This is a genomic window from Falsirhodobacter deserti, from assembly GCF_004015795.1.
GTDB lineage: Bacteria > Pseudomonadota > Alphaproteobacteria > Rhodobacterales > Rhodobacteraceae > Falsirhodobacter > Falsirhodobacter deserti.
The window spans coordinates 1,702,434-1,719,247 of the sequence record NZ_ML137218.1 but is presented as its reverse complement, the minus strand read 5'-3'; the positions used below and the strand labels follow the sequence as shown (position 1 = coordinate 1,719,247).

Genomic DNA, 16,814 nt, shown 5'->3' with positions numbered 1-16,814 from the left:
TTCGCCGCCTATATGACCGGAAAACGCCAGAGGATGACCATGTTCAGAACCCTCGCCACCGCTGTGACGCTTGCGCTTTCCCTTGTCGGCGCGGCGCATGCCCAGCAGGGCCCCCTCCGTATCGAGATCACCGAGGGCGTGATCGAGCCGCTGCCTTTCGCGCTGCCGACCTTTACCGGCGGCAGCCAGGCTGCGCAGGACATCACGCGCGTCGTGGCCGCCGATCTGTCCGGCACCGGCCTGTTCCGCGAGATCCCGTCCTCTGCCTTCATATCCAACGTGTCCAGCTTCGATGCGCCAGTCAGCTATAACGACTGGAAGGCGATCAACGCGCAGGCGCTGATCACCGGCAACGTGATCCAGCAGGGCAACCGCATCACGGTGCAGTTCCGCCTGTTCGACGTGTTCGCAGGCCAGCCGCTGGGCGAGGGGCTGCAGTTTTCCGGCACCACCGATACCTGGCGGCGCATGGCGCACAAGGTTGCCGACGCCGTTTACAGCCGCATCACGGGCGAGGGGGCGTATTTCGACAGCCGCGTCGCCTTCGTGCAGGAAAGCGGGCCGAAGGATGCCCGCCAGAAGCGCCTTGCGGTGATGGATTACGATGGTGCGAACACGCAATACCTGACGGATTCCTCCTCGTTGGTGCTGGCTCCGCGCTTCAGCCCTCAGGGGGACCGGATCCTGTTCACCTCCTATGTCTCGGGCTTTCCGCGCATCTATCTGATGAATGTGGGGAACATGCAGGTGCGGGCGCTGGACCAGCAGCCCGGAACCATGACCTTCGCACCGCGCTTTTCGCCCAATGGCAACACGGTGGTGTTCAGCCTTGAACAGGGCGGCAATTCCGACATCTATGCGCTGGACGTCAATTCGGGCCAGCGCCGCCAGCTGACGAACGCGCCGTCGATCGACACCGCGCCCAGCTTCTCGCCCGATGGTAGCCAGATCGTGTTCGAAAGCGACCGTTCGGGGGCCTCGCAGATCTATGTGATGTCCGCTTCGGGCGGCGATGCGCGGCGCATCTCCGCAGGGCCCGGGCGTTACAACACGCCGGTCTGGTCCCCGCGCGGTGACATGATCGCTTTCACCAAGCAGCAGGACGGGCGCTTCCATATCGGCGTGATGCGCACCGACGGGTCCGAGGAACGGCTTCTGACCTCTTCGTTCCTTGATGAAGGGCCGACCTGGGCACCCAACGGCCGCGTGCTGATGTTCACCCGCGAAAGCGCGGGGGCAGGGGGCGAGCCGGCGCTTTATTCGGTCGATATCTCGGGCCGGAACCTGAAGCGTGTTCCGACGCAGGGTGCCGCTTCCGATCCCGCATGGTCGCCCCTTCTGCCGTAAGGTGGACGGATCGCCCAAACCTGTTATCCTTTGACGCGAACGTAACGAGAGGACGTGTCGATGAGCTTTCTTCCCAAGGCGCTGATGCTGGTCGCCGTGCTGGGCCTCGCGGCCTGTAACAACCCCAACCGCTTTGGTGCGGGCGGCGGTGCCGACGGGGCTTATGGCGGCGCGAATGGCGGTGCCTATGGCCAAGGTGTTGGCGGCGTTGGTGGCGTCGGCACCTCCGCGCTTGGTGATCCGAACGATCCCAACAGCCAGGCCTATTTCAACCAGCGCATCGGCGACCGGATCCTGTTCGCCTATGACCAGTCCACCCTGTCCGACGAAGGCCGCCAGGTCCTGACAGGTCAGGCGCAATGGCTGAATAGCCATCCGCAATACGCCGTGATCCTTGAAGGCCATGCCGACGAAAAGGGCACGCGCGAATACAACCTTGCGCTTGGCGCACGCCGCGCTTCCGCCGCGCAGGACTTCCTGATCTCGCAAGGGATCTCGCCCAGCCGTCTGCGCACGGTGTCCTATGGCAAGGAGCGCCCCGCTGCGACCTGTTCGGAAGAATCCTGCTATGCGCAGAACCGCCGCGTGGTGACGGTGCTGCAACAGGGTGCGGGGTCCTGATGCGGCTGGCCCTGGTCCTGACGCTGGCGCTGCTGCCGGTTCCCGCGCTTGCGCAGGACCGGGCGCAGACGCTGGCCGACATCCAGGCGGAGCTTTCGCAGCTTGACGCCCGGTTCGACAGCCTGAAGCAAGAGCTTGTGACGACCGGCGCCATCCAAAGCGGCGCTGCCGGCGGCTCTGCCCTTCAACGGCTGGATGCCATCGAAGCCTCGATCCAGCGCCTGACGGCCCGGACCGAGGAGGTGGAGCTTCGCCTGAACCGCGTGGTTCAGGACGGCACCAACCAGCTGGGCGATCTGCAGTTTCGCGTGACCGAACTGGAAGGCGGCGACATCGGCGCCATCCCCCCGACGCAGCCGCTGGGCGGGGGCGAGGCATCATCCTCGGCCGCTGCGCCAGCACCGTCCCCCACGCCGCCCGCGGGCGGAACGCAGCTTGCCGTTCAGGAGCAGGCGGATTTTGACCGGGCCCGTGAGGTGCTCGGTCAAGGTGACTTTCAAGCCGCCGCTGACCAGTTTGCGACCTTCGCTCAGACCTACACAGGCGGGGAACTGACGTTCGAGGCGCTTTACCTGCGCGGCGAGGCGTTGACACAGCTTGGTCAGACGCAAGAAGCGGCGCGGTCCTATCTTGATGCCTTTTCGGGTGATCCGGAAGGCGATCGTGCACCCGATGCGCTGCTGCGCGTGGGCCAGCGTCTGGGCGATCTGGGCCAGACGCAGCAGGCTTGCGTGACACTGGCCGAGGTTGCCTCTCGTTTCCCCGCCAGCAGTGCGGCGGGCGAGGCGCAGACGGCGGCGGCGGGGCTTGGCTGCAACTGATGCCGCAGGCGCGGTTTCTTAAGGGCCTGGAACCGGTGCCGCCGGTTCTGGGCCTTGCCGTGTCCGGCGGGGGCGATTCGGTCGCGCTGCTGGTCTTGGCGGTGGAGGCGGGAATCGCCTGCCGCGCCGTCACTGTGGATCATGGCCTGCGGGCCGAGGCGGCGCAGGAAGCCCGTGACGTGGCGCAGCTTTGCGCGCGGCTCGGCGTTCCGCACAGCACCTTGCACTGGCAGTGGGACGGGCAGGGGAACCTTTCCGACGCGGCCCGCCGCGCCCGCCGCCGCCTGATTGCCGCTTGGGCGGTGGAAAACGGCATCGACATCGTCGCCTTGGGCCACACGCGCGATGATGTGGCGGAAACCTTCCTGATGCGGCTGGCGCGCGGTGCGGGGCTGGACGGTCTGGCCGCCATGTCGGGCGACTGGGTGGAACGAGGCATCCGCTGGACCCGCCCCCTGCTGTCCGTCGGGCGGGAGGAGTTGCGCGATCTGCTGCGGGCACGTCAGATCCCTTGGGCCGATGATCCGACGAACGAGGATCCTGCCTATGACCGTGTCCGCGCCCGCGCCGCATTGCCCGATCTGCCGCTTGGTCTGACAGCGGGGCGCCTGGCCGATGTTGCCGGTCATCTGGCCGAGGCGCGTCGGGCCCTGCAAGCCGCCACGGACCTTGCAGCCCGCCATCATCTGAGCGTTCAGGCAGGTGACGTGCTGATCGATCCCGAAGGGCTTGACCCCGAAATGGCCCGCCGGCTGGTGCTGCGGGCCATCGCGTGGCGCGGGGGGAACCCCTATCCGCCGCGCGCCGCTTCTGTCGCAAGGGCGCTTTCGGCACTTGCGGAAGGGCAGCGGGCGGCGGTGCAGGGCTGCGGCATGGTGGCGCAAGGGGGGCGGTGGCGCATTTTTCGCGATTGGGCCGCCGTGCGCGACCTGAAGGTTCCCGTCACCGGCATCTGGGATGGCTGGCAACTGGACGGCCCAAGGCGCGAAGGCCTTCATTTGGCAGCTCTTGGTGCAGAAGGACTTGCTGCTTGCCCCGGCTGGCGCAGCCTTGGCGTTCCGCGTCCCAGTCTTCTTTCCACGCCCGCCGTGTGGGAGGGCCCAAGACTGGTTGCGGCGCCGCTGGCGGGGCTTTCCGTCGGCTGGACTGCGCACAGGGTGCCGTTATCGCATTGAACCCCCCGCGCGAATGACTATCTTGTCGGCGAAATGCCCGGTTCATGCCGGGTCGTGTCAGGGGAGACGGACTTTTGGGGAACGCGCGCAACATTGCCTTCTGGGTGGTCCTGTTCCTGCTTGTGCTGGCACTGTTCAACCTTTTCAGCGGGGGAAGCGCGACAAACGCCTCCCGTACCATCTCCTTCTCGGATTTCATCGAGCGGGTGGACAACAATCAGGTCAGCTCTGCCACGCTTGACGGGGAACGCATCCTGTTCCGCGGGTCGGACGGGAACCAGTATGTCGCCATCAAGCCGCAGGGCGAAAACATCACCGACCGCCTGATCGAACGTAATGTCGAGGTGCGCGCCGAGCCGCAGGAGCAGTCGGGCTTCCTGTCGCTCATCTCGCTGTGGTTGCCGTTCATCGTGCTGATCGGGATCTGGATCTTCTTCATGAACCGCATGCAGGGCGGCGGGAAGGGCGGGGCCATGGGCTTCGGCAAGTCCCGCGCCAAGCTGCTGACGGAAAAGCATGGCCGCGTGACCTTTGACGATGTCGCCGGCATCGACGAGGCGAAGGAGGAGCTTGAGGAGATCGTCGAGTTCCTGCGCAACCCGCAGAAGTTCAGCCGTCTTGGCGGCAAGATCCCGAAAGGGGCGCTGCTTGTCGGCCCTCCGGGCACCGGCAAGACGCTTCTGGCCCGCGCCATCGCGGGGGAGGCGGGCGTTCCGTTCTTCACCATATCCGGCTCCGATTTCGTGGAGATGTTCGTGGGTGTGGGTGCATCCCGCGTCCGTGACATGTTCGAGCAGGCGAAGAAAAACGCCCCCTGCATCGTGTTCATCGACGAGATCGACGCTGTTGGCCGCGCCCGCGGTGTGGGCATCGGCGGCGGCAACGACGAGCGTGAGCAGACCCTGAACCAGCTTCTGGTGGAGATGGACGGCTTCGAGGCGAACGAGGGCGTGATCATTGTCGCCGCCACGAACCGCAAAGATGTGCTGGACCCCGCGCTGCTGCGTCCGGGCCGCTTCGACCGCCAGATCCATGTGCCGAACCCCGACATCAAGGGCCGCGAAAAGATCCTGAACGTGCATGCCCGCAAGGTTCCGCTGGGCCCGAACGTGGACCTGCGCCTGATTGCGCGCGGCACGCCCGGCTTTTCGGGCGCCGACCTGATGAACCTTGTGAACGAGGCGGCGCTGATGGCTGCCCGCGTCGGCCGCCGTTTCGTGACGATGGATGATTTCGAGAATGCCAAGGACAAGGTGATGATGGGGGCAGAGCGCCGGTCGATGGTGCTGACGCCGGACGTCAAGGAAAAGACGGCCTATCACGAGGCTGGCCACGCCATCGTCGGCATGGCGATGCCCAAATGCGATCCCGTCTACAAGGCAACGATCATTCCGCGTGGCGGCGCCCTTGGCATGGTCGTCAGCCTGCCCGAGATGGACCGGCTGAACATGCACAAGGATGAAGGCAAGCAGAAGATCGCCATGACCATGGCGGGCAAGGCTGCCGAGATCATCAAGTATGGGGAAGAGGGCGTCTCCTCTGGCCCGGCTGGCGATATTCAGCAGGCAAGCGCGCTGGCGCGGGCCATGGTGATGCGCTGGGGCATGTCGGACGCGGTCGGCAATATCGACTATGCCGAGGCGCATCAGGGCTATCAGGGGCAAACGGCGGGCTTTTCGGTTTCTGCCGAAACCAAGCAACGGATCGAGGCCGAGGTGAAGCGTCTGATCGACGAAGGCTACGAGACCGCCTATCGCATCCTGATCGAGCAGTCGGAGCAGTTCGAGCGTCTGGCCAAGGGCCTGCTGGAATATGAAACGCTGACCGGCAACCAGATCCGCAAGGTCGTGGCGGGGGAGCCGATCGACGCGGAAGACGAAGACGACCGCCCCTCGTCCGGCACCGGTTCCATCGCGTCCATCCCGAAGACGCGGCCGAAACCGCCCGGCGAAACTGTTCCCGAACCTTCGGCATAAACGACGAGAGCCCCGAACCCCATGGTTTCGGGGCTTTTGCTTGCCCATGGTCGGGCTGGTGCTGCGACACGATTGACCGCTTTCCCCACGCGCGGTTAAGAGAAGGCGGCAAGCAGGGGAATAGCATGGCGACGATCATCGACGGCAAGGCATTTGCAGCGCAGGTTCGCGGGCAGGTTGGGGCGCATGTTGCGGCTTTGAAGGAACGGGGCATCGTTCCGGGTCTGGCAGTTGTGCTGGTGGGCGAGGATCCCGCTTCCAATGTTTATGTCACGAACAAGGGCAAGATGACGGTCGAGGTGGGGATGCAGAGCTTTGAGCATCGCCTTGCGGAGAGCACCCCCGAGGCCGAACTTCTGGCGCTGATCGACCGGCTGAACGCGGATCCTGCGGTGCACGGCATCTTGGTGCAATTGCCGCTTCCGGCGCATATGGATGCGGCGAAGGTGATCAACCGGCTGGACCCGGCCAAGGATGTGGACGGGTTCCATATCCTGAACGTGGGCCTGCTGGGCACGGGGCAAAAGGCGATGGTGCCATGCACGCCGCTGGGATGCCTGATGATGCTGCGCGCCCACCATGGCAGCCTTTCGGGGCTGAACGCGGTGGTTCTGGGCCGGTCCAACATCGTGGGCAAGCCGATGGCGCAGCTGCTGCTGGGCGACAGCTGCACCGTCACCATCGCCCACAGCCGCACTAAGGATCTGGCCGAGGTTTGCCGCGGCGCAGATATCCTTGTTGCCGCCGTTGGCCGGCCCGAAATGGTGCCGGGCGACTGGATCAAGCCGGGGGCGACGGTGATCGATGTCGGCATCAACCGGGTGGAGCGGGACGGCAAGATGCGGCTTGTGGGCGATGTGGATTTTGCAAGCGCGTCGCAGGTTGCAGGTGCGATCACGCCCGTGCCGGGCGGCGTCGGCCCCATGACCATCGCCTGCCTGCTGGCAAATACAGTTACCGCATGTTGCCGGGCAAATGGCCTGCCCGAACCGGAAGGTCTGACCCCGTAAGGGAGGCTCGCGCCCGGCTCAAGCCCTCCGCCGCGGAGGGCCATCGCCGCGCGCGGCTGCCGCGGATGGGCGCATCGGCACCGCAATCGGGCGGGCGCCGGTAAGGATCGCGATGGCATCGGGGGCCATCAGCGCCGTCAGTGCCGGATCGCTGCACCATAGCCCGCCGGTATAGGTGCCATAGGCGGGCATGATGATGTGCCGGCCATCGACCAGAAAACAGGGCCGCGCCGTGCCCGCCAGCCGCGCCTTGGGGTGGTAGTGGCCTGACACCTCGTTCCCTGTGCCTGACGCGACATGGCGGAATGCAAGGGGGGGCAGGACAAGGTCTTCCAGATGTGCCCCGCCGAGATCCATCGGTGTGGGATCATGGTTGCCCGCGACCCACGTCCAGTCGCGGTTTGCCATCAGGCGCGTCAACCAAAGGCGTTCTGCCTCCTCCAGTACGGCGTCGGCATCATCGAAGCTGTCGCCAAGGCAGATGACGGATGCAGCGCCGGTGGTCTGGAGATCCGCCTCCAGACGGGCAAGTGTATCACGGGTTTCATAGGGGGGAAGAAGGGCGCCGCCGCGCCGTGCCATCCGTTCCGACTTGCCAAGATGCAGGTCCGACACAACCAGAAGGTCGCGATCCGGCCAATGAAGCGCGCCCGAGCCAAGCGCGTGCAGCCGGACGGAGGCAAGGGAGAAGGCATGGATGTTCATGCTTCGTCCTTGCCGTATCCACAAGGTATTCGCAAGTGCCAGCCCCGGGCGGGGCCGGCACGTTCGTTTGATCAGCCGTTGAACAGGAAGTGGAGCACGTCGCCGTCCTTCACCTCATAGGTCTTACCTTCGACGCGGAACTTGCCCGCTTCTTTCGCGCCCGCTTCGCCATTGCCTGCCACATAATCTGCATAGGCGACGGTTTCGGCGCGGATGAAGCCCTTTTCGAAATCGCCATGGATCACGCCAGCCGCTTGCGGGGCCAGCATGCCCTTGTGGATCGTCCAGGCGCGGGCCTCTTTCGGGCCAACGGTGAAATAGGTCTGTAGGCCCAGAAGCTCATAGCCGGCCCGGATCAGACGATCGAGGCCAGCCTCTTCCAGCCCCATCTCGCCAAGGAACATCTCGGCTTCCTCGGCATCGAGCTGGCTGATCTCTTCCTCGATCCGGGCAGAGATGATGACGGTTCCCGCACCCTGCTTCGCCGCCATCTCGGCCACGCGGGCGGATTCCGAATTGCCTGCTGCCGCCGCCGATTCCTCGACGTTGCAGACATAAAGCACGGGCTTTGCCGTCAGCAGTTGCAGCATGCGCCACTGCTTTTCATCATCCTCGGCCACCTCGATCATGCGGGCGGGCTTGCCGTCGTTCAGCGCGGCCTGTGCCAGGCGCAGCAGGCGGTCCTGATCGGCAGCTTCCTTGTCGCCGCCCTTCATCTTGCGGGCAAGGTTCGCCAGGCGCCGTTCGATCGATTCCATATCGGCGAGCATCAGCTCGGTCTCGATCGTTTCGGCATCGGCAACAGGATCGATCCGGCCCTCGACATGGGTGATGTCCCCATCCTCGAAGCAGCGCAGAACATGGGCGATGGCATCGCATTCGCGGATGTTGGCAAGGAACTGGTTGCCAAGGCCTTCACCCTTGGAGGCCCCGCGCACAAGGCCTGCGATATCCACAAAGGTCATCCGCGCCGGGATCACCTGCTTGGACCCTGCGATTTCCGCCAGCTTGTTCAGCCGCGCATCCGGCACCGCAACTTCGCCCACGTTCGGTTCGATCGTGCAGAAGGGGAAGTTCGCGGCCTGCGCCGCCGCCGTGCGGGTCAGCGCGTTGAAGAGGGTGGATTTGCCAACATTCGGCAAGCCCACGATACCCATGCGAAAGCCCATAATCATCCCCTGTGCTGCAACCCGCCCCAGATAGGCCGCAAAGCCCTTGGGTGCAAGCACGCCCATTGCACCGCCGCCCGCTTTTCCCTACCAGAAAGGCACAGCAGGAGAGATTGCCATGACCCGGATCGATGCCAAGTTCGCCGCCCTCAAGGATCAGGGCCGCAAGGCCTTCGTCGCCTATCTGATGGCGGGCGATCCGGATCAGGAAACGACGCTGGCCGTGATGCGCGGCATGCCCGCCGCAGGCGTTGACGTGATCGAGCTGGGGATGCCCTTCACCGATCCCATGGCCGACGGTTCCACCATCCAGATGGCGGGGCAGCGGGCGCTGGAAGGCGGGCAGACGCTGACCGGCACGCTGGATCTGGCGCGCCGCTTCCGCGAACAGGATGACACGACGCCGATCGTGCTGATGGGCTATTACAACCCGATCTATTCCCGCGGTGTCGATCGTTTCCTGGCGGAAGCGAAGGCCGCCGGCATCGACGGGCTGATCGTGGTGGACCTTCCCCCAGAAGAGGATGACGAGCTGTGCATCCCCGCGCAGGCGGCAGGGCTGAACTTCATCCGCCTTGCGACCCCCACGACCGACAGCAAGCGGCTGCCGCGTGTGCTGGAGAATACGTCGGGCTTTGTTTACTATGTCTCGATCAACGGGATCACGGGGGCGGCTGCCCCCAAGGCCGCCGATGTCGCGCCCGAGGTTGCACGCATCAAGGCCGCCACCGATCTGCCGGTGATCGTGGGCTTCGGCATCACCACGGCCGAGGCTGCGGAAAGCATCGCCTCCATCGCGGATGGGTGCGTGGTGGGATCGGCCATCGTGAAGCTGGTGGGCGAGGGGCGCCCGGTGGACGAGGTGCTGGCACGCGTTGCCGATCTGGCAGGCGGCGCGCACCGCGCCTGATCTAGCGCCGCAGGCGCTGGAAGATGGCCGAGGCACCCCAGCCCGCCAGAACTGCCAGCGCCAGCGACAGCAGCCCGTAAAGCAAGGATTGTTCGCGCGACAGGCTGTAAAGGAAACGTTCCAGCCCAGCCTTCCGCACCCCGATATCCCGTTCCAGCACGTCGATGACCTGACCTTCACGTGTCAGGAAGATGCGGACGCGGTATTGCCCCTCGATCAGGTCCGAGGGCAGGGCGACATCGGCGCGGAACAGCGTTTGTTCGTCCAGCCAGACCGAGCTTTCGTTGATGCGATACCGGCCGGACGCCTGCCGCACGCGCAGCAGGGCGTCGGTGAATGGCTGCGAATCTGCGGTATCGTCATCATCGGCAAGCTTGATCGCCTGCCCGATGGTGATCCGCTCGCGCAGGTCGTCTTCCTCGCTCAGCACTTCGTTCAGGGGGCCGGTGGTGGCGATGGCGTAAAAGCTGGGCGCGCTTTCGATCCGTTCGGCCTCGGCGTTCATCCATATCCCGAGGTTGCGCTCCTTGCGCCGCACCACGACGGGGGTGTGCGGCCCTTCGACCACTACGATCACGTCCAGCGGCGGGCCTGCGGGGGCCGGCGCCTCGCGCCGCACGGCACCGAACACCAGAATCTCGGACCCGACATAGTTCGTGGTGATGGAGATGGAGGTTTGCGACAGGCCCGCGACGATGCTTTCTTCCTGCGCGGCGGCAGGCAGGGCAAAGGCCAGGCAGAAGGCAAGCGCGCGGATCATTGCACGGCCTCCGGCGTGACGGAGTAGGTTTCGCCCGGCGGAAGGACCAGATCGGCGCCGACCTTCAGGCTGACGGCCAGAACCATCAGTGCCAGCAGGATGCGCAGCTGTTCGGCCTGCAACTTCACGCCGACGCGTGCGCCCACCTGCGCGCCCACCACGCTGCCGATGATCAGCAGCAGTGCCAGCATGATATCCACGGTGCCGCTGGTGATCGCGTGCATCAGCGTCGTGAAGGCCGAAACAAGGATGATCTGGAAAAGAGAGGTTCCGACAACCACCTTCGTCGGCATCCCCAGCAGATAGATCATTGCCGGCACCATGATGAAGCCGCCGCCCACGCCCATGATGGCCGAAAGAAACCCGACGCCAGCCCCGATGGCCAGCGGCGGCAGCACCGAGATGTAAAGGCCGGAGGCGCGGAACTTCATCTTGAAGGGCAGGCGATGCACCCATGTGTGGCTGTGCGTCCGGCGGACAAGGGTTGTCGCCTTGCGCGCGCGGCGGAGGGAGCGGACGCTTTCGTGAAGCATCAGCGCGCCGATCACGCCCAGAAACAGCACATAGCAAAGCTGCACGAAAAGATCGACCTGCCCAAGCGCCGCAAGCCGCGCGAAGACGGCGATGCCGAAGGCGGATCCGACCAGTCCGCCCGCCTGCATCACGAGCCCCATCCGGACATCGACCGCCTTGCGCTTCCACTGCGCCAGCACCCCCGAAACCGAGGATGCGACAACCTGGTTGGCCCCCGTCGCAACGGCCACGGCGGGCGGAATGCCGATAAAGAACAAAAGCGGCGTGATCAGAAAGCCCCCACCCACGCCGAACATCCCCGACATGAACCCGACGATGCCGCCCAGTCCCAAAAGCAGGAAGGCGTTGATCGAGACCTCGGCAATGGGGAGGTAGATCTGCATATGGGACGCCGCGTTGTGTCGGGTTCGGGTGTTGGCTCAGCAGGCGGAGGAGTCAACTCTCATCAAAGGTTGCGCAGCATTTCCCGAAGGATGCGTTCCAGCTTTGCCGCACCCCGGGGCGCCATGATCTTGGTATGCTCGTGGCTCAGCGCCTCGTCCGACAGGCCCGCGCCCATGTTGGTGATGGTGGAGATCGCGGCAACCCGCAGGCCAAGGAACCGCGACAGGATGATTTCCGGCACGGTGGACATGCCCACCGCATCCGCGCCCAGAACCTTGGCTGCACGGATCTCGGCCGGTGTTTCGAAACTGGGGCCCGAGAACCACGCATAAACACCCTCGGCCAGGGGTTCACCCACCGCTTCGGCCGCAGCCTTCAGGCGCGCCCGCAGGTCTGCATCATGCGCATCACCCATGGCAACGAAGCGGGCATCCGTGGTTTCGCCGATCAGGGGATTCAGGCCGGTGAAGGCAATATGATCCGACAACAGCATCAGATCGCCCGGGGGGATATCGGCGCGCAACGACCCTGCGGCATTGGTCAGGATCAGCTGTTCGGCGCCAAGGGCCTTCAACACCTCCAGCGGGCAGCGCATGGCGGCGGGATCACCCTTTTCATAGTAATGCGCCCGGCCCCCGAAAACGGCAACGCGCACGCCTTCCAGATTGCCGATCACCAGCTTGGGGTTGTGGCCGGAAACGCCTGCATGGGGAAAACCGCCAAGATCGGTGTAAGGAATGGAAACGCCCTCCACCTCTTCGGCCAGATGGCCAAGGCCGGAACCGAGAACGAGGCCGATCTTCACCGGCTCGTGGCCCGCCTTGTCACGGATATAGGCGGCGATCGTCTCGGCAGTCATCTCAGCGTTCCTTCACATAGGGTTCGCCGCCAGCGCGCGGCGGAATGGCCTTGCCCACGAAACCGGCAAGCACCAGCACCGTAAGCACATAGGGCAGCGCCTCCAGCGCGGCCACCGGAATGGGAACAACATCGGGACGCAGCGCCAGCGCCTGGAAGAAGCCGAACAGCAGCGTGGCCCAAAGCGCGCCCCAAGGGCGCCACTTGGCAAATATCAGCGCCGCCAGCGCGATATAGCCGCGCCCAGCAGTCATCTCGCGCCCGAAGCCTGCCTGCAGCGCGGTGGCCAGATAGGCACCTGCGATGCCGCACAGAACGCCGGTGATCAACACCGCCGTGAAGCGCATCCGCGAGACCGATATCCCGGCGGTATCCACGGCGGCGGGGTTTTCCCCCACGGCCCGCAGGCGCAGCCCGAAGCGGGTGCGGAACAACACCCACCATGTCAGCGGCACGCAAAGCAGCGCGATATAGACCAGCAGCGAGTGGCCCGAGATCACGTCGGCGTAAAACGGCCCGATCACCGGAACACCGCGCAGCGTGTCGGCCAGCGGCAGCGCCACCTCGTTGAAGCGGGCAGAACCGGCAAGCGGCGGGGTGCGCCCGCCCTGACCGAAAGCTGCCTGCGCCACCAAAATCGTCATCCCCGAGGCGAGGAAGTTCAGTGCCACGCCGGAAATCAGCTGGTTGCCGCGGAAGGTGATCGAGGCGATGCCGTGCATCAGTGCCCAAAGCAGCGACGCGCCGATGCCGGCGGCCAGACCGATCCAGGCCGACCCGGTCAGGAATGCAACCGAACCCGATGTCATCGCCGCGACCAGCATCTTGCCTTCCAGCCCGATGTCGAAAATCCCCGCCCGTTCCGAAAACAGCCCTGCAAGGCAGGCCAGCAGCAGCGGCACCGTCAGGCGCAACGTGGAATCGAGGATCTGCAGAAGCGTCGCGTAATCCATCACGCCACCTTTCGCCGGCTGAAGACGAGGGACAGCATCATCCGCACCATATGGTCCAGCGCGCCGGTGAACAGGATCACAAGGCCCTGAATCACGATCCGAAGCTCGATCGGGATGGAGGTCCAGAGGCCGAGCTCGGCCCCGCCCTGGTAAAGGAAGCCGAAAAGCAGTGCCGCAAGCACCACGCCGAAAGGGTGGTTGCGCCCCATCAGGGCCACGGCGATGCCGATGAAGCCGGCGCCTTCCGATGCGTTCTGCATCAGGCGGCCGCTTTCCCCCATGACGTTGTTGACCGACATCATCCCGGCCAGCGCCCCCGAAAGCGCCATCGCGATCATGATGGTGCGCACGGGGCGGATGCCGGCGTAACGGGCGGCGGGTTCGGATTTGCCGAAGGCGCGAATTTCATATCCCAGCGGGGTGCGCCACAACAGCGCCCAGACCCCAATGCAGGCAAGCAGCGCCAGAAACAACGAGATGTTGGCCGGAATGCCCTGCGTGAACACGAGGTTCAGGCCCGGAATGTCCGACAGGGCAGGGATGCCGTGGGCAAAGCGGGCTGTCGCAGGCTCTGCCTGCCCCGGGGGGCGAAGCACGTCCACCAGCAGCCAGACGATCAGCGAATAGGCGATATAGTTGAACATGATCGTCGTGATGACGATATGGCTGCCGCGCTTGGCCTGAAGCCAGCCCGGAATGGCCGCCCAAACTGCCCCGAATGCCGCCGAGGCGACGATCGCCCCCAGCAGCGCCACCGTCCAGTGCGGCCATGGAACAAACAGCAGCGCCAGCGCGACGCCAAGGCCGCCCAGCTGGGCCTGCCCTTCGCCGCCGATGTTGAACAGGCCGGCATGAAAGGCCACCGTCACCGCCAGCCCGGTGAAGATGAAGCTGGTGGTATAGTAAAGCGTATAGCCCCAGCCATAGGCCGAGCCGAGCGCGCCGGTGACCATCGTGTTCAGCGCCTCGACTGGGTCCTGCCCGATGGCAAGGATCACAAGCGTGGCGCAGATCGCGGCAAGCAGCAGGGAAATCAGCGGCACCAGAACCACATCGGCCCAGCGGGGGATCTGTCGCATCAGGCGGTCTCCGTCACGCCGGCCATCAGCAGGCCAAGCTCTCGTTCGTTCGTGGTGGCGGCGTCGCGCACGCCCATGATGCGCCCGTCGAACATGACGGCAACGCGGTCGGAAAGGGACATCACCTCGTCCAGTTCGACCGAGACCAGAAGGATCGCCTTTCCCTGATCGCGCAGCGCGACAATCTGCTTGTGGATGAATTCGATCGCGCCGATATCGACACCGCGAGTGGGCTGACCGATCAGAAGAAGGTCGGGGTTCCGCTCGATCTCTCGGGCGACGATGATCTTCTGCTGGTTGCCTCCCGAGAAATGCTTGATCGCAAGGTTCGGCAGCGGGGGGCGCACATCGAACCGTTCCATTTTTGCTGCCGTGTCCGCCTTCAGGGCGGCATTGTCGGTGAAGGGGCCGCTGCGATAGGCGTCTTCGCGGTGATACCCGAAGGCAACGTTTTCCCACGCGGCGAAATCCATGATGACGCCAAGATGCTGGCGATCCTCGGGCACGTGCCCGATGCCGGCATGGCGGCGGTCCCGCCCGTCCTCATGGCCCGAAAGGTCAAGCTCCCGCCCCAGAAGACGCGCAGAGCCGGTGCCGGCGACGATGCCGGCCAGAAGCTCCATCAACTCCGACTGGCCATTGCCGGCAACACCGGCGATGCCAAGGATCTCTCCCCGCCGGATCGTCAGGTCGACGCCCTTCAGTCGCTCCACCCCGTCATGGCTGACGCGCAGGTCGTTGGCCTGCAGCACCACCTCGCCCAGCTGGGCGGGCTGCTTGTCGACGCGCAGCAGGACCTTGCGGCCCACCATCAGCTCTGCCAGCTGCGGCGGAGAGGTTTCGCGCGTGACGACGCTTGCGATCATCTCGCCGCGGCGCATCACGGAAACCTCGTCGGTGATGTCCATGATCTCGCGCAGCTTGTGCGTGATCAGGATCACGGTCTTGCCCTGCTCGCGCAATCCGCGCAGGATGCGGAACAGGTGATCGGCCTCGGCCGGGGTCAGCACGCCCGTCGGTTCGTCCAGGATCAGGATGTCGGCCTGCCGATACAGCGCCTTCAGGATTTCCACCCGCTGCTGATACCCGACCGAAAGATCCTCGATCTTGGCATCGGGGTCCACTTCAAGCCCGTAATCCTTTGAAAGGCGGGCAAGCTCCTTGCGGGCCTTGGCAAGGGACGGGCGCAAAAGCCGGCCGTCCTCCACCCCAAGGATCACGTTTTCCAGCACGGTGAAGTTCTGCACCAGCTTGAAATGCTGGAACACCATGCCGATGCCCGCGCGGATCGCGGCCTGGCTGTCGGGGATGGGCGTTTCCCGCCCGTCTACCAGAATCTGGCCCGAATCCGCCCGGTAAAAGCCGTAAAGGATCGACATCAACGTCGACTTTCCGGCCCCGTTTTCCCCGATGATGCCGTGGATCGAGCCCTTGGCCACGCGGATGTGGATGTCCTTGTTCGCCTGTACGGACCCGAAGGCCTTCGAGATGCCCCGAAGCTCGATCGCGGTATCGCCGGTCATCAGAAGCCGGCAACCGGGCAGGTGTCGTCGCTCATGTAGTCATGAACCTGGATTTCGCCCGCGATGATCTTCTGCGTGGCGTCGGCAACGGCGGCTTCCATTTCCGGCGTCACAAGGCTGCGGTTATGTTCGTCCATCGCAACGGAAACGCCCTCTTCGGCCAGACCCAGCACATAGGTGCCCGGCTCCAGCCCCTCGCCCTGGCTGAAGGCGTCGTAAACGGCATTGTCCACGCGCTTGACCATGGAGGTCAGGATCTGCCCCGGATGCAGCGCATTCTGGTTGCTGTCCACGCCGATGCCAAGGATGCCTTCATCCGCGGCGGCCTGCAGGATGCCGATGCCCGTGCCGCCCGCACCGTGATAGATCACGTCGGCGCCTTGGCCGATCTGGGCGCGCGCCAGTTCTCCTCCGCGCACGGGATCGTTCCATGCCGCGGGGGTCGATCCGGTCCAGCTGACCAGAACGCGGGCATCAGGGTTGGTGGCCACGACGCCTTGGGCAAAGCCGCAGCCAAACTTGCGGATCAGCGGGATGTCCATGCCGCCGATGAAGCCCACGGTGCCGCTTTCCGAGGCCATCGCCGCCATGATGCCGGCCAGATACGACCCTTCATCTTCCGAGAAGATGAGCGAGCGGACATTCGGCGCATCCACCTGATCGTCAATGATCACGAACTTGGTGTCCGGATATTCCGGCGCCACCTGCCGCAGCACGTCGGCAAAGGAAAAGCCGGTCATCACGATGGGATCAAAGCCCGATTGCGCCAGCCGGCGGAGGGCCTGTTCGCGCTGCGCTTCGGACTGCATCTCGATCTCGCGATACGATCCGCCCGTTTCCTCGACCCAGCGGGACGCGCCGATATAGGCCGCCTCGTTGAACGACTTGTCGAACTTTCCCCCCATGTCATAGATCAGGGCAGGATCTGCCAGCGCGGAACCGGCGGTGAGGGCAAGCGCGGTCGCGCCGAAAAGGGCCTTAAGCATCAC

The 16,814-nt window shown here is 64.9% G+C and carries 16 protein-coding genes; 7 read left to right on the top strand and 9 right to left on the bottom strand.

What is annotated here, in order from left to right:
- The first annotated feature begins 33 nt into the window (after nucleotides 1-33).
- The 6 genes from tolB (at nucleotide 34) to folD (ending at nucleotide 6,950) form a co-directional block, all read left to right on the top strand.
- Entirely contained in the window at nucleotides 34-1,347 is a 1,314-nt protein-coding gene (gene tolB / locus JX25_RS08620) for a Tol-Pal system beta propeller repeat protein TolB (RefSeq protein WP_128254613.1), read from the top strand.
- A gap of 60 nt (nucleotides 1,348-1,407) precedes the next feature.
- Entirely contained in the window at nucleotides 1,408-1,968 is a 561-nt protein-coding gene (pal, locus tag JX25_RS08615) for a peptidoglycan-associated lipoprotein Pal (RefSeq protein WP_128254612.1), read from the top strand.
- The gene (ybgF, locus tag JX25_RS08610) at nucleotides 1,968-2,789 is read left to right on the top strand and encodes a tol-pal system protein YbgF (protein ID WP_128254611.1); all 822 of its coding nucleotides are present in this window, start codon (nucleotides 1,968-1,970) and stop codon (nucleotides 2,787-2,789) included. The genes pal and ybgF overlap by 1 nt, the downstream gene beginning before the upstream one ends.
- Nucleotides 2,789-3,964, top strand: coding sequence for a tRNA lysidine(34) synthetase TilS (gene tilS / locus JX25_RS08605; protein ID WP_128254610.1), 1,176 nt, complete (start codon nucleotides 2,789-2,791; stop codon nucleotides 3,962-3,964). Before ybgF ends, tilS begins: the two co-directional genes overlap by 1 nt.
- Before the next feature lie 74 nt (nucleotides 3,965-4,038).
- Nucleotides 4,039-5,940, top strand: coding sequence for an ATP-dependent zinc metalloprotease FtsH (gene ftsH, locus JX25_RS08600; RefSeq protein WP_128255224.1), 1,902 nt, complete (start codon nucleotides 4,039-4,041; stop codon nucleotides 5,938-5,940).
- 125 nt (nucleotides 5,941-6,065) lie between these two features.
- On the top strand, nucleotides 6,066-6,950 hold the full coding sequence (gene folD / locus JX25_RS08595) for a bifunctional methylenetetrahydrofolate dehydrogenase/methenyltetrahydrofolate cyclohydrolase FolD (RefSeq protein WP_128254609.1): 885 nt from the start codon (nucleotides 6,066-6,068) through the stop codon (nucleotides 6,948-6,950).
- 18 nt (nucleotides 6,951-6,968) lie between these two features.
- Here the strand turns inward: folD and pdeM are convergent, their stop codons facing one another.
- Nucleotides 6,969-7,655, bottom strand: a complete 687-nt coding sequence (gene pdeM, locus JX25_RS08590) for a ligase-associated DNA damage response endonuclease PdeM (protein WP_128254608.1) — start codon at nucleotides 7,653-7,655, stop codon at nucleotides 6,969-6,971.
- 71 nt (nucleotides 7,656-7,726) lie between these two features.
- The gene (gene ychF, locus JX25_RS08585; protein WP_128255223.1) at nucleotides 7,727-8,824 is read right to left on the bottom strand and encodes a redox-regulated ATPase YchF; all 1,098 of its coding nucleotides are present in this window, start codon (nucleotides 8,822-8,824) and stop codon (nucleotides 7,727-7,729) included.
- Between the two features lie 118 nt (nucleotides 8,825-8,942).
- Here ychF and trpA point away from each other — a divergent pair, with 118 nt between their 5' ends.
- Nucleotides 8,943-9,734 (top strand): tryptophan synthase subunit alpha, encoded by a 792-nt coding sequence (gene trpA, locus JX25_RS08580; protein WP_128254607.1) that lies wholly within the window; start codon nucleotides 8,943-8,945, stop codon nucleotides 9,732-9,734.
- Between the two features lies 1 nt (nucleotide 9,735).
- Here trpA and JX25_RS08575 read toward each other — a convergent pair whose 3' ends face one another.
- From JX25_RS08575 to JX25_RS08545, 7 genes are all read right to left on the bottom strand, one after another.
- Nucleotides 9,736-10,494 carry a TIGR02186 family protein gene (locus JX25_RS08575; protein WP_128254606.1) on the bottom strand — a complete coding sequence of 253 codons (759 nt, stop codon included), beginning with the start codon at nucleotides 10,492-10,494 and terminating at the stop codon, nucleotides 9,736-9,738.
- Nucleotides 10,491-11,411: a sulfite exporter TauE/SafE family protein gene (locus JX25_RS08570; protein ID WP_128254605.1), complete on the bottom strand. Its 921-nt coding sequence runs from the start codon at nucleotides 11,409-11,411 to the stop codon at nucleotides 10,491-10,493. The genes JX25_RS08575 and JX25_RS08570 overlap by 4 nt, the downstream gene beginning before the upstream one ends.
- Before the next feature lie 62 nt (nucleotides 11,412-11,473).
- A complete protein-coding gene (locus tag JX25_RS08565; RefSeq protein WP_128254604.1) occupies nucleotides 11,474-12,271 on the bottom strand; it encodes a purine-nucleoside phosphorylase in 798 nt (265 codons plus the stop codon).
- Between the two features lies 1 nt (nucleotide 12,272).
- The gene (locus JX25_RS08560; RefSeq protein WP_128254603.1) at nucleotides 12,273-13,223 is read right to left on the bottom strand and encodes an ABC transporter permease; all 951 of its coding nucleotides are present in this window, start codon (nucleotides 13,221-13,223) and stop codon (nucleotides 12,273-12,275) included.
- Entirely contained in the window at nucleotides 13,223-14,302 is a 1,080-nt protein-coding gene (locus tag JX25_RS08555; protein ID WP_128254602.1) for an ABC transporter permease, read from the bottom strand. The genes JX25_RS08560 and JX25_RS08555 overlap by 1 nt, the downstream gene beginning before the upstream one ends.
- On the bottom strand, nucleotides 14,302-15,825 hold the full coding sequence (locus tag JX25_RS08550) for an ABC transporter ATP-binding protein (protein WP_128254601.1): 1,524 nt from the start codon (nucleotides 15,823-15,825) through the stop codon (nucleotides 14,302-14,304). Before JX25_RS08550 ends, JX25_RS08555 begins: the two co-directional genes overlap by 1 nt.
- Entirely contained in the window at nucleotides 15,825-16,811 is a 987-nt protein-coding gene (locus JX25_RS08545; protein ID WP_241557886.1) for a BMP family lipoprotein, read from the bottom strand. Before JX25_RS08545 ends, JX25_RS08550 begins: the two co-directional genes overlap by 1 nt.
- Nucleotides 16,812-16,814 lie beyond the last annotated feature (3 nt).

What these genes read in the sequence shown, in the direction of transcription:
- JX25_RS08560 (WP_128254603.1), bottom strand. Translation starts at nt 13,223, where the DNA reads ATGGATTACGCGACGCTTCTGCAGATCCTCGATTCCACGTTGCGCCTG.
- pdeM (WP_128254608.1), bottom strand. Translation starts at nt 7,655, where the DNA reads ATGAACATCCATGCCTTCTCCCTTGCCTCCGTCCGGCTGCACGCGCTT.
- ybgF (WP_128254611.1), top strand. Translation starts at nt 1,968, where the DNA reads ATGCGGCTGGCCCTGGTCCTGACGCTGGCGCTGCTGCCGGTTCCCGCG.
- folD (WP_128254609.1), top strand. Translation starts at nt 6,066, where the DNA reads ATGGCGACGATCATCGACGGCAAGGCATTTGCAGCGCAGGTTCGCGGG.
- trpA (WP_128254607.1), top strand. Translation starts at nt 8,943, where the DNA reads ATGACCCGGATCGATGCCAAGTTCGCCGCCCTCAAGGATCAGGGCCGC.
- JX25_RS08555 (WP_128254602.1), bottom strand. Translation starts at nt 14,302, where the DNA reads ATGCGACAGATCCCCCGCTGGGCCGATGTGGTTCTGGTGCCGCTGATT.
- JX25_RS08545 (WP_241557886.1), bottom strand. Translation starts at nt 16,811, where the DNA reads ATGCTTAAGGCCCTTTTCGGCGCGACCGCGCTTGCCCTCACCGCCGGT.
- tilS (WP_128254610.1), top strand. Translation starts at nt 2,789, where the DNA reads ATGCCGCAGGCGCGGTTTCTTAAGGGCCTGGAACCGGTGCCGCCGGTT.
- JX25_RS08570 (WP_128254605.1), bottom strand. Translation starts at nt 11,411, where the DNA reads ATGCAGATCTACCTCCCCATTGCCGAGGTCTCGATCAACGCCTTCCTG.
- pal (WP_128254612.1), top strand. Translation starts at nt 1,408, where the DNA reads ATGAGCTTTCTTCCCAAGGCGCTGATGCTGGTCGCCGTGCTGGGCCTC.
- JX25_RS08575 (WP_128254606.1), bottom strand. Translation starts at nt 10,494, where the DNA reads ATGATCCGCGCGCTTGCCTTCTGCCTGGCCTTTGCCCTGCCTGCCGCC.
- JX25_RS08565 (WP_128254604.1), bottom strand. Translation starts at nt 12,271, where the DNA reads ATGACTGCCGAGACGATCGCCGCCTATATCCGTGACAAGGCGGGCCAC.
- JX25_RS08550 (WP_128254601.1), bottom strand. Translation starts at nt 15,825, where the DNA reads ATGACCGGCGATACCGCGATCGAGCTTCGGGGCATCTCGAAGGCCTTC.
- ychF (WP_128255223.1), bottom strand. Translation starts at nt 8,824, where the DNA reads ATGGGCTTTCGCATGGGTATCGTGGGCTTGCCGAATGTTGGCAAATCC.
- tolB (WP_128254613.1), top strand. Translation starts at nt 34, where the DNA reads ATGACCATGTTCAGAACCCTCGCCACCGCTGTGACGCTTGCGCTTTCC.